This window comes from Pantoea sp. Cy-640 (assembly GCF_011752635.1).
Taxonomy (GTDB): domain Bacteria; phylum Pseudomonadota; class Gammaproteobacteria; order Enterobacterales; family Enterobacteriaceae; genus Pantoea; species Pantoea dispersa.
In genome coordinates, this window is record NZ_VWXB01000012.1 from 48,417 (window position 1) to 59,485 (window position 11,069).

Annotated in this window: 11 protein-coding genes; 5 read left to right on the forward strand and 6 right to left on the reverse strand. The window is 56.0% G+C overall.

Annotated features, from left to right (window positions below; genetic code table 11):
* Positions 1-25: 25 nt before the first annotated feature.
* The 4 genes from yidC to rpmH are packed head-to-tail and all read right to left on the reverse strand — an operon-like array spanning position 26 to position 2,411.
* Positions 26-1,672 carry a membrane protein insertase YidC gene (gene yidC, locus F3J36_RS22275; protein ID WP_021506916.1) on the reverse strand — a complete coding sequence of 549 codons (1,647 nt, stop codon included), beginning with the start codon at positions 1,670-1,672 and terminating at the stop codon, positions 26-28.
* A gap of 2 nt (positions 1,673-1,674) precedes the next feature.
* Positions 1,675-1,932 carry a membrane protein insertion efficiency factor YidD gene (gene yidD / locus F3J36_RS22280; protein WP_071813586.1) on the reverse strand — a complete coding sequence of 86 codons (258 nt, stop codon included), beginning with the start codon at positions 1,930-1,932 and terminating at the stop codon, positions 1,675-1,677.
* Positions 1,896-2,255: a ribonuclease P protein component gene (gene rnpA / locus F3J36_RS22285; RefSeq protein ID WP_040679622.1), complete on the reverse strand. Its 360-nt coding sequence runs from the start codon at positions 2,253-2,255 to the stop codon at positions 1,896-1,898. Before rnpA ends, yidD begins: the two co-directional genes overlap by 37 nt.
* A 15-nt stretch (positions 2,256-2,270) precedes the next feature.
* Positions 2,271-2,411: a 50S ribosomal protein L34 gene (gene rpmH, locus F3J36_RS22290; RefSeq protein WP_000831330.1), complete on the reverse strand. Its 141-nt coding sequence runs from the start codon at positions 2,409-2,411 to the stop codon at positions 2,271-2,273.
* Between the two features lie 601 nt (positions 2,412-3,012).
* Between rpmH and dnaA the strand changes: the two genes are divergently transcribed.
* The 4 genes from dnaA (at position 3,013) to gyrB (ending at position 9,213) form a co-directional block, all read left to right on the forward strand.
* Complete coding sequence (dnaA, locus tag F3J36_RS22295) at positions 3,013-4,416, forward strand: chromosomal replication initiator protein DnaA (protein ID WP_166720622.1); 1,404 nt, start codon at positions 3,013-3,015, stop codon at positions 4,414-4,416.
* A gap of 5 nt (positions 4,417-4,421) precedes the next feature.
* Positions 4,422-5,522, forward strand: a complete 1,101-nt coding sequence (dnaN, locus tag F3J36_RS22300) for a DNA polymerase III subunit beta (RefSeq protein ID WP_010617831.1) — start codon at positions 4,422-4,424, stop codon at positions 5,520-5,522.
* 179 nt (positions 5,523-5,701) lie between these two features.
* Entirely contained in the window at positions 5,702-6,787 is a 1,086-nt protein-coding gene (gene recF / locus F3J36_RS22305; protein ID WP_058758201.1) for a DNA replication/repair protein RecF, read from the forward strand.
* A 17-nt stretch (positions 6,788-6,804) separates the two neighbouring features.
* Positions 6,805-9,213 carry a DNA topoisomerase (ATP-hydrolyzing) subunit B gene (gene gyrB, locus F3J36_RS22310; RefSeq protein ID WP_058758200.1) on the forward strand — a complete coding sequence of 803 codons (2,409 nt, stop codon included), beginning with the start codon at positions 6,805-6,807 and terminating at the stop codon, positions 9,211-9,213.
* Between the two features lie 42 nt (positions 9,214-9,255).
* On the opposite strand, the gene F3J36_RS22315 is transcribed toward gyrB, so the two are convergent.
* Entirely contained in the window at positions 9,256-9,561 is a 306-nt protein-coding gene (locus tag F3J36_RS22315; RefSeq protein WP_166720623.1) for a helix-turn-helix domain-containing protein, read from the reverse strand.
* Positions 9,558-9,911, reverse strand: a complete 354-nt coding sequence (locus F3J36_RS22320; RefSeq protein ID WP_058758198.1) for a type II toxin-antitoxin system RelE/ParE family toxin — start codon at positions 9,909-9,911, stop codon at positions 9,558-9,560. The genes F3J36_RS22315 and F3J36_RS22320 overlap by 4 nt, the downstream gene beginning before the upstream one ends.
* Positions 9,912-10,117: 206 nt before the next feature.
* On the opposite strand from F3J36_RS22320, the gene yidA reads away from it, so the two are divergent.
* Positions 10,118-10,927: a sugar-phosphatase gene (gene yidA / locus F3J36_RS22325; RefSeq protein WP_058758197.1), complete on the forward strand. Its 810-nt coding sequence runs from the start codon at positions 10,118-10,120 to the stop codon at positions 10,925-10,927.
* The last annotated feature ends 142 nt before the right edge of the window (positions 10,928-11,069 follow it).

Below are 11,069 nucleotides of genomic sequence, written 5' to 3' on the forward strand. Positions count from 1 at the left end.
GCGTCCTGCTCAGCGTTGCCGGGCGTTACGCTTTCTTCTTGTCGCGGCTGTGTAAACCACGCTTTTCCAGCCCGCGATAAATCAGCTGCTGCTGGAGAATGGTTACCAGGTTGCTGACGATGTAGTACAGCACCAGACCCGACGGGAACCACAGGAAGAACACGGTAAAGATAACCGGCATGTAAGTCATGATCTTCTGCTGCATCGGATCGGTCACGGTGGTCGGTGACATCTTCTGAATGAAGAACATGGTGATACCCATGATGACCGGCAGAATGTAATACGGGTCCTGCGCGGACAGGTCATGGATCCACAGTACAAACGGAGCATGACGCAGTTCAACGGAACCGGACAGCATGTAGTACAGCGCCAGGAAGATTGGCATCTGGATAACCAGTGGCAGACAGCCGCCCAGCGGGTTCACTTTCTCCGCCTTATACAGCGCCATCATCTCCTGGCTCTGCTTCTGCTTATCATCACCCAGACGCTCACGCATGGCCTGAATCTTCGGCTGCAGCATACGCATCTTGGCCATCGAGGTGTACTGCGCTTTGGTCAGCGGGTACATGATGCCACGCACGATGAAGGTGATAACGATAATGGAGAAGCCCCAGTTACCGATAAAGCTGTGCAGGAATTTCAGCAGCTTAAACAGCGGCTGAGAGATGAACCACAGCCAGCCGTAATCCACGGTCAGATCGAGGTGCGGCGCGATAGCGGCCATTTTGTCCTGGATTTCCGGACCGACCCACAGAGTGGCACCGAGATCCTGCTGCGCGCCGGCGGCGATGGTCACAGGCGCCGACTTATAGCCGATTGCCGCCACACCATTGCCGAGATTGCTGGTGTACAGCGTATTGTTACCCTGAGTGCGCGGCACCCATGCGGTTGCAAAGTACTGCTGCAGCATCGCCACCCAGCCGTTGCTGGTGGTGGTGTTCAGGTTCTCGTTATCGGCGATGGTATCGAATTTGTATTTTTCATACTTCGCATCGCTGGTCGAGTAAGCGGCACCACGGAAAGTGTGCAGCGCAAAGTTATTGCTGCCGGTATCGCGATGCTTCGGCAGATCGATCGTCTGCTTCAGCTGACCAAACATCGCCACTTCCAGCGGCTGCTGCGAGGCGTTATTGATGTTGTAGTCGACGTTAACCGCGAATTCGCCACGTTTGAACACGAAGGTTTTGGTGTAAACCACGCCGTTCTCACCGGTCCAGCTCAGCGGCACGCGCAGCTCGGTCTGGCCATCGGCCATCTCGAAGTGATCCTGGGAAGCGGTATACAGCGGACGTGCGCCGTTGTTCGGGTTATCCGGACCGTTACGGCCGGTTAAGCCGCTCTGCGCCTGATAAACGAAGGCCGGAGTGGTTTCCAGCAGCTGGAACGGTGCGTCTGAACCCAGTTTGTCCGGGTAAGTCAGCAGCTGTGCCTGCTCGATATCACCGCCGCGGGTATTAATGTTGAGTGACAGGACATCAGTCTTAACGGTGATCGTTTTGCCCTGGCCGCTAGCCGGCACGCCGGAAGAGGCGGCATCACCCGCTGCGCTGCTTGTGTTCTGCGTGGTCTGGGTCTGCTGTGGCTGCGGAGCGTGGTCCGTCTGCCAGGCTTGCCAGATCATAAAAGACACGAACAGAAAAGCGATGAGAAAGAGATTGCGTTGCGAATCCATCGTTAATGTTCTCTGGTATCAAAGGTTTTTGGCGGCACCGGATCGTCGCCACCCGGGTTCAAAGGGTGGCATTTTAATACGCGTTTAATCGTCAACCAACTGCCTTTTAACATGCCGAAGCGGCGTACAGCTTCCACCCCATACTGCGAGCAGGTGGGATGGAACCGGCAATGAGGTCCCAGCAGTGGGCTGATGGCGCGTTGATAAACGCGTATCAGGGCGATCAGGAGCCGCGCGCCAGGCGACAGTGACGACGCCATAATTTCTCCAACGCTTCCGTCAGCGCACGGTTATCGAGGTCAGCAATCCCTTTTTTCGCCACGATGACAAAATCCATCGGCGGCAGCTCGTGTTGACGCAAACGAAAGCTTTCGCGGGTCAATCGCTTGATCCGGTTGCGTTCATGGGCGCGTTTCACGTGCTTCTTGGCGACGGTAAGACCGATGCGGGGATGCCCCAGCGAATTAAGGCGGCCGAGGATGGTGATTTGCGGCGTGCCAGCCCGAAGAGGTTGCTGGAAGACGAAAGTGAAATGAGCGGGAGTTAACAAACGTAACTCCCTGGGAAATGCGAGCTTAACCACGAGGGTTAGCTTTTATTACTTAGAAACGGTCAGACGAGCACGGCCTTTAGCACGACGACGTGCCAGAACCTGACGACCATTTTTAGTAGCCATACGAGCACGGAAGCCGTGAGAACGGTTGCGCTTCAGTACGGACGGTTGAAAAGTGCGTTTCATGGCGATTTCTACCTAAACTTGAAAAATTTCACTGGGTGACGCGTTTTCGGGCCAGTAAAACGACCGACGCCTCAATGTGTCTTTAATAAAGAGGCGGGATTGTAATAATTGTACAGTCCGGAGTCAATTTACTTCGCTGGGCGCGAGACCTGAAAACTCTGATACAGCCCGCTAATTCCGGGCATCAAAGCTTCACGCGCCAATGCCGGGTGGGGAATTATACGGGCTATAAAGGAAAGCGCAAGGATCGTCCAGGATCTTCTTGCGATCGCCGCGCCGATCGTGACGGCAAAAATGCGAGCGCGGTGGAAAATTTCTCGCTTTCAGCCTGATCCCCGCTCGCTTTTTCCGCAGACGGCGTAAACTGATGCATGCCTGGACACCCTGTGGATAAAATGGATCAAAACTGTGTAGAAAGGGAAGATCTCTGAGGCGCTTTGCGCTATGATCCGCCCTTCCGCTGACGATCCTCCTTGCGATCGCCGGGGATGACTACCGCGGATAGCGGTCGCAGGCGCTTTCTGACCGCCTGTGTCAAAAAAGACAGTTTCTATTATTAGCGCCTGAAATTCTTATCGATTTTGTACGAGTGGAGTCCGCCGTGTCACTTACGCTTTGGCAACAGTGTCTTGCCCGTTTGCAGGATGAGCTTCCTGCCACCGAATTCAGCATGTGGATTCGTCCGCTGCAGGCTGAATTGAACGACAATACGCTGGCCTTGTATGCACCAAATCGGTTTGTACTCGACTGGGTTCGGGATAAATATCTCAATAGTATCAATGGGCTGCTGAATGAATTCTGCGGTGCGAACGTGCCGCTGCTGCGTTTTGAGGTCGGCACGCGCTCGGTTGCGCCGGTGGCTGCTACGCAACCCGCCATGGCCAGCAGCGTCAGCGCGCCCGCACCGGCTGAGAATCGTCCGGCACCGGCACAGCCGCTGCGCCCGAGCTGGGATTCGGTTCCGGCACCGGCTGATGTGACCTACCGCTCGAACGTGAATAACCGCCACAACTTCGACAACTTCGTTGAGGGTAAGTCCAACCAGCTGGCGCGCGCGGCGGCACGTCAGGTGGCGGATAATCCTGGCGGCGCTTACAACCCGCTGTTCCTGTATGGCGGCACTGGCCTCGGCAAAACGCACCTGCTGCACGCAGTGGGCAACGGCATCATCGCGCGCAAGCCGAATGCCAAAGTGGTTTATATGCACTCTGAACGCTTCGTGCAGGATATGGTGAAAGCGCTGCAGAACAACGCCATCGAGGAGTTTAAGCGCTACTACCGTTCGGTGGACGCGCTGCTGATCGATGATATTCAGTTCTTTGCCAATAAAGAGCGCTCGCAGGAAGAGTTTTTCCACACCTTCAACGCGCTGCTGGAAGGTAATCAGCAGATCATCCTGACCTCGGATCGTTACCCGAAAGAGATCAACGGGGTGGAAGATCGTCTGAAATCACGCTTTGGCTGGGGATTAACCGTGGCGATCGAGCCGCCTGAGCTGGAGACGCGTGTCGCGATCCTGATGAAAAAGGCGGACGAAAACGATATCCGTCTGCCGGGCGAAGTGGCCTTCTTTATTGCCAAGCGTCTGCGCTCTAACGTGCGTGAGCTGGAAGGGGCACTGAATCGCGTGATTGCCAATGCCAACTTTACCGGGCGTGCCATCACCATCGATTTTGTGCGCGAAGCGCTGCGCGACCTGCTGGCACTGCAGGAAAAGCTGGTAACCATCGACAACATCCAGAAGACGGTGGCTGAGTACTACAAAATTAAAGTGGCGGATTTGCTGTCGAAGCGCCGTTCCCGCTCGGTGGCGCGTCCGCGTCAAATGGCGATGGCGATGGCCAAAGAGCTCACCAACCACAGCCTGCCGGAAATTGGCGATGCGTTTGGTGGCCGTGACCATACCACCGTGCTTCATGCCTGCCGTAAAATTGAGCAGTTGCGTGAAGAGAGCCACGACATCAAAGAAGATTTCTCTAACCTCATTCGAACATTATCTTCCTGACGCATATGAAATTTATTGTTGAACGTGAGCAGTTGCTGAAGCCGCTGCAACAGGTGAGTGGCCCGCTTGGCGGACGCCCGACGCTGCCGATCCTCGGAAATTTACTGCTGCAGGTGAATGAAGGCACGCTGCTGCTGACCGGTACCGATCTTGAGATGGAGATGGTGGCGCGCGTGGCGCTGACCCAGCCGCACGAACCGGGCGCGACCACCGTCCCGGCGCGTAAGTTTCTCGATATTTGCCGTGGTCTGCCTGAAGGCGCAGAGATCAGTCTGACGCTGGAAGGTGACCGCATGCTGGTGCGCTCCGGCCGCAGCCGCTTTTCGCTGTCGACGCTGCCAGCCAGCGACTTCCCGAATCTCGACGACTGGCAGAGCGAAGTGGAATTCACGTTGCCGCAGGCCACGCTCAAACGCCTGATTGAAGCCACGCAGTTCTCCATGGCGCATCAGGATGTGCGTTACTATCTCAACGGCATGCTGTTTGAGACCGAAGGCGAAGAGCTGCGCACCGTTGCCACTGACGGCCATCGCCTGGCGGTCTGTTCGATGCCTGTCGGCCAGGCGCTGCCGAACCATTCGGTGATCGTACCGCGTAAAGGTGTGATTGAGCTGGTTCGTCTGCTGGACGGCGGTGAAACGCCGTTGCAGGTGCAGATCGGCAGCAGCAACATTCGCGCGCACGTCGGCGATTTTATCTTTACGTCGAAGCTGGTTGATGGCCGTTTCCCGGATTATCGCCGCGTGTTGCCGAAGAATCCTGACAAAGCGCTGGAAGCGGGCTGCGATCTGCTGAAACAGGCTTTTGCCCGCGCGGCGATCCTGTCGAACGAGAAGTTCCGCGGCGTTCGCATCTATATCACCGAAAATCAGCTGCGCATCACCGCCAATAACCCGGAGCAGGAAGAGGCGGAAGAGATGCTGGACGTGTCGTACAGCGGCACCGAGCTGGAGATTGGTTTTAACGTCAGCTACGTGCTGGATGTGCTGAACGCGCTAAAGTGCGAAAACGTGCGTCTGCTGCTGACGGATTCGGTTTCCAGCGTGCAGATTGAAGACGTAGCCAGTCCGGCTGCGGCCTACGTCGTGATGCCCATGCGCCTGTGATCGTCTGGCGGGCTAACTTACTCGCTATTTTGCACCCGGGCAGTGCTCGCCCCTGGTCACATACTTCAGTATGCTCCCAGGGTCTGTGCGCTGGCCGTGCGCAAACTAGCTTCGCCGTTAACGCCCTCGATTGCAGGGTTAGGTGAACACCACTTCTTAATGCGCAGCTGGATTCGTTCATGGCTTTAACCCGCCTCCTGATTAAAGATTTTCGTAATATCGAGCAGGCCGATCTCACGCTGGCGCCGGGCTTTAATTTTCTTGTGGGCGCCAACGGCAGCGGTAAAACCAGCGTGCTGGAGGCGATTTATACGCTGGGCCACGGCCGCGCATTCCGCAGTTTGCAGGCCGGACGCGTAATTCGTCACGATCAGGACGCGTTTGTGTTGCACGGGCGGATTGAAGGCAGCGAGCGCGAGCTGGCGGTCGGCCTGAGTAAAAACCGCGCCGGCGACAGCAAAGTCCGCATCGACGGTAGCGACGGCCACAAAGTCGCCGAGCTGGCGCAGCTGCTGCCGATGCAGCTGATTACGCCAGAGGGGTTTACTTTGCTCAACGGCGGCCCCAAATACCGTAGAGCCTACATCGACTGGGGCTGCTTTCATGCTTATCCCGGTTTCTTTCTGGCCTGGAGCAATTTGCGTCGCCTGCTGAAACAGCGCAACGCGGCGCTGCGCCAGGTCGCGCGCTACAGCCAGATCCGGCCATGGGATCAGGAGCTGGTGCCGCTGGCAGAACAGATCAGCGCCTGGCGCGCTGAATACAGCGCAGCCATTGCCAGCGAAATCACCGCCACCTGCAGCCAGTTTTTACCGGAGTTTGCGCTGAGCTTCTCCTTCCAGCGCGGCTGGGACAAAGAGAGCGACTTCGGCGAGCTGCTGGAGCGCAACTTCGAGCGCGATCGTGCGCTCACCTACACCGCCAGCGGTCCGCACAAAGCCGATTTTCGGATTCGTGCTGAAGGCACGCCGGTGGAAGATTTACTCTCACGCGGTCAGTTAAAGCTGCTGATGTGTGCGTTGCGGTTAGCGCAGGGCGAGTACCTGACGCGCAGCAGCGGACGTCGCTGTTTATACCTGATTGACGACTTCGCCTCCGAGCTGGATGACACCCGTCGTCGCCTGCTGGCGGAACGCCTGAAAGCCACGCAGGCTCAGGTGTTTGTCAGCGCCATTGGTGTCGAGCATGTAATCGATATGAGTGACGAAAAGGGCAAGATGTTCCGCGTGGAACAGGGTAAAATAGCGGTTCAACCTGAAGATTAAATGAGCGAGAAACGTTGATGTCGAATTCTTATGACTCCTCAAGTATCAAAGTCCTGAAAGGGCTTGATGCGGTACGCAAACGCCCGGGTATGTACATCGGCGATACGGATGACGGCACCGGTCTGCATCACATGGTATTCGAGGTCGTGGATAACGCCATCGACGAAGCGCTCGCCGGCCACTGTAGTGATATCGTGGTCACCATCCATGCCGACAACTCTGTCTCCGTACAGGATGACGGTCGTGGTATTCCGACCGGTATCCACCCGGAAGAGGGCGTCTCTGCTGCCGAAGTGATCATGACCGTACTGCATGCCGGCGGTAAGTTTGATGACAACTCTTATAAAGTTTCCGGTGGTCTGCACGGCGTCGGCGTATCGGTGGTGAACGCCCTGTCGCAGAAGCTGGAACTGACCATTCGTCGCGACGGCAAAGTGCATCAGCAAACCTACGTGCACGGTGTGCCGCAGGCGCCGCTGGCGGTGACCGGTGATACCGACGCCACCGGTACGCGCGTGCGTTTCTGGCCGAGCCACGATACGTTCACCAACGTCACCGATTTTGAATATGAAATCCTGGCGAAGCGTCTGCGCGAGCTGTCATTCCTTAACTCCGGCGTGTCGATTCGCCTGGAAGACAAGCGCGACGATAAAAACGACCATTACCACTATGAAGGTGGTATCAAAGCGTTCGTTGAATATCTCAACCGCAACAAGAACCCGATTCACCCGAATGTGTTCTACTTCTCCACCGAAAAAGACGGTATCGGCGTCGAAGTTGCGCTGCAGTGGAACGACGGTTTCCAGGAAAACATCTACTGCTTCACCAACAATATTCCGCAGCGCGACGGCGGAACGCACCTTGCCGGTTTCCGCGCGGCGATGACGCGTACGCTCAACGCCTACATGGATAAAGAAGGTTACAGCAAAAAAGCCAAAGTCAGCGCTACCGGTGACGACGCGCGTGAAGGGCTGGTGGCAGTGGTTTCGGTGAAGGTGCCGGATCCGAAATTCTCCTCTCAGACCAAAGACAAGCTGGTCTCTTCCGAGGTGAAATCGGCGGTGGAACAGCAGATGAACGAACTGCTGAGCGAATACCTGCTGGAAAATCCGTCTGACGCCAAAATCGTGGTCGGTAAAATTATCGATGCCGCGCGTGCGCGTGAAGCCGCACGTCGTGCACGTGAAATGACCCGCCGTAAAGGCGCGCTGGACCTGGCGGGCCTGCCGGGCAAGCTGGCAGACTGTCAGGAGCGCGATCCGGCGCTGTCTGAAATCTACCTGGTGGAGGGTGACTCTGCAGGCGGTTCCGCCAAGCAGGGACGTAACCGTAAGAACCAGGCGATTCTGCCGCTGAAAGGTAAAATCCTTAACGTGGAGAAAGCGCGTTTCGACAAAATGCTCTCTTCACAGGAAGTCGCCACGCTGATCACCGCACTGGGCTGCGGTATCGGCCGCGATGAGTACAACCCGGACAAGTTGCGCTATCACAGCATCATCATCATGACCGATGCGGACGTCGATGGTTCGCACATCCGTACGCTGCTGCTGACCTTCTTCTATCGTCAGATGCCGGAAATCATCGAGCGTGGCCACGTCTACATCGCGCAGCCACCGCTGTACAAGGTGAAGAAGGGCAAGCAGGAGCAGTACATTAAAGATGACGACGCGATGGATCAGTATCAGATTGCCATCGCGCTGGACGGCGCAACGCTGCACACCAACGCCAGCGCACCGGCGTTGGGCGGCGAGCCGCTGGAAAGCCTGGTGGCGGAATACAACAGCACCCAGAAGATGATCAAGCGTATGGAGCGCCGCTTCCCGTCTGCGCTGCTGCGCGCGCTGGTTTATCATCCAACCCTGAGCGATCTCAGCGATCAGACGGCAGTGACCGCATGGCTGGAGAGCCTGGTGGCTTACCTGAACGAGCGCGAAGCGCATGGCAGCAGCTATGTGGCACAGGTGCGGGAAAACCGCGAACAGCAGCGCTTTGAGCCGGTACTGCGCGTGCGTACTCACGGCGTAGATACCGATTACCCGCTGGACAGCGAGTTCATTGACGGCGCGGAATACCGTAAAATCTGTGCACTCGGCGCGCACCTGCGTGGTCTGATTGAAGAGGATGCCTACATCGAGCGCGGCGAGCGCCGTCAGCCGGTTGCCAGCTTCGAGCAGGCGATTGACTGGCTGGTGAAAGAGTCGCGCCGCGGTCTGTCAGTACAGCGCTATAAAGGTCTGGGCGAGATGAACCCGGATCAGCTGTGGGAAACCACCATGGATCCGGACAGCCGCCGCATGCTGCGCGTCACCATCAAAGACGCCATCGCCGCCGACCAGCTATTTACCACGCTGATGGGCGATGCGGTTGAACCGCGCCGCGCCTTCATCGAAGAGAACGCGCTGAAAGCCGCCAACATCGATATCTGATATCGCAAAACCCTTCCCAAACGGGAAGGGTTTTTTGTTTTATTAAACGCGCAGAATTTTTCCACCCGAGCCGTCCGGCATTTCAATCAGCAGGCTTAGCTTGCCGCCCATCGCTTCAATGTAGCGCTTAATGGTAATCAGACGCTGATCGGCGCCGCCCTGCTCAATTTGCGTGATACGCGGCTGCTTAACGCCCATCGCTTCCGCAACGGTTCTCTGCGATAACGCTAACTCTTCCCGCAGCAGTTGCAGGCCGGTTTCGAGAATCAGCTCATCTGCCATCAGCTGAATGTCAGCTTGCTCAGCTTCAGTAAACTCACTCTCGATAAATTTTTGTAAGTCGTTCATGAATGATTTTCCTCTGCGTTATTGAGGTAAGCCGTGAACAATTGATCTGCAAGGCATATCATCCGCGCATAAAATTGTTTGTCTCCGGATTTATTGCCAGCACACAAAATGACCGCTTTGCGTTGCGTGTCGAATGCGTATAGCGCCCGAATTGGCTGACCAGCGTACTGTATTCTCAGTTCTTTCATGTTGTGGAAGCGTGATCCGTTAACCGTATCGGCATAGGGCCGTGGCAGCAACGGGCCATAATGCTGCAGGTTTAACAGGGCCGCAGCGATGCGTTTTTTCAGTTTGTTATCCTGTGCCCGCAACCATTCCCGGAAGGTGTCGGTAAAAATGATTTCCCACATAGCGCAATCTCCATATAAGTGATTGCTTATAGCAATTTATAAGCAATCACTTATATGATCAAGCGAGTCAGCAGAAGTAAAACACCAAATGCTCAAACTGGATAATGCTGCACAAAGCATGACAGGCGTTATCTGCCGATTAACTGGTCAATGTGAGCTGAATCGCGCTAGCATTAAAGCCAGACCCTGAATTAACCGAGGACGTTATGGCGATAAAACTGATTGCGATCGATATGGACGGCACGCTGCTGAATCCGCAGCACGAAATCACGGCGGGCGTCAAAGCGGCGATTGGCCGGGCGCGGGATAAAGGTGTGTCGATCGTACTGGCCACCGGACGCCCGTTTGTTGGTGTGGAGCGCTACCTGATGGAACTGGATCTGCGCCAGCCGGGGCAGTATTGCATCAGCAACAACGGCGCACTGGCGCACAGCGCGGACAGCGGTGAGGTGGTGGCCGAGAAGACGCTTGGCTTTGATGACTATCTCTACCTGGAACAGCTGGCGCGCGACCTTGGGGTACATTTTCAGGCGTTCGACAAATCCTTCCTCTACACGCCAAATAAAGACATCAGTGAATACACCATTCACGAAGCCAGCCTGACCGGCATTCCGGTACGCTATCGCGCCGTAGAAGAAATGGACCCGGCGACGCGTTTCCCGAAACTGATGATGATCGACAAACCGGAGCTGCTGGATAAAGCCATCGCCGCTTTACCGGCGCGCGCCCGCGACAGTTATACCATTCTGAAAAGTGCACCTTACTATCTCGAAATCCTAAATCCGCTGGTCAACAAAGGCTACGGCGTAAAAATGCTGGCGGAGAAACTCGGCCTGCAGCCGTCAGAAGTGATGGCGATTGGCGATCAGGAAAACGATCTGGCGATGATTGAATACGCCGGCACCGGCGTGGCAATGGGCAATGCGATTGATTCCGTGAAGCAGATTGCGCAGTTCGTGACCAAGACCAATATGGAAGATGGTGTCGCGCACGCCATAGAAGAGCTAGTGCTGTAACCCTCATCTGATGCGGGCGGCGTTCTGCTGCCCGTCACTTCTCTGCTGAATTTTTTACTGCCAGTGCGCCAATGGGTTGTCTGTTTTGTGATCCATATTGTAGTACAAACAATACATATGGTACTACAATCGCCGCTACAGG

Bases quoted from the DNA above. Each gene is read 5' to 3' on its own strand.
- yidD (WP_071813586.1), bottom strand. From the start codon at position 1,932: ATGGCGTCGTCACTGTCGCCTGGCGCGCGGCTCCTGATCGCCCTGATA.
- rpmH (WP_000831330.1), bottom strand. From the start codon at position 2,411: ATGAAACGCACTTTTCAACCGTCCGTACTGAAGCGCAACCGTTCTCAC.
- dnaN (WP_010617831.1), top strand. From the start codon at position 4,422: ATGAAATTTATTGTTGAACGTGAGCAGTTGCTGAAGCCGCTGCAACAG.
- yidA (WP_058758197.1), top strand. From the start codon at position 10,118: ATGGCGATAAAACTGATTGCGATCGATATGGACGGCACGCTGCTGAAT.
- gyrB (WP_058758200.1), top strand. From the start codon at position 6,805: ATGTCGAATTCTTATGACTCCTCAAGTATCAAAGTCCTGAAAGGGCTT.
- yidC (WP_021506916.1), bottom strand. From the start codon at position 1,672: ATGGATTCGCAACGCAATCTCTTTCTCATCGCTTTTCTGTTCGTGTCT.
- F3J36_RS22315 (WP_166720623.1), bottom strand. From the start codon at position 9,561: ATGAACGACTTACAAAAATTTATCGAGAGTGAGTTTACTGAAGCTGAG.
- F3J36_RS22320 (WP_058758198.1), bottom strand. From the start codon at position 9,911: ATGTGGGAAATCATTTTTACCGACACCTTCCGGGAATGGTTGCGGGCA.
- recF (WP_058758201.1), top strand. From the start codon at position 5,702: ATGGCTTTAACCCGCCTCCTGATTAAAGATTTTCGTAATATCGAGCAG.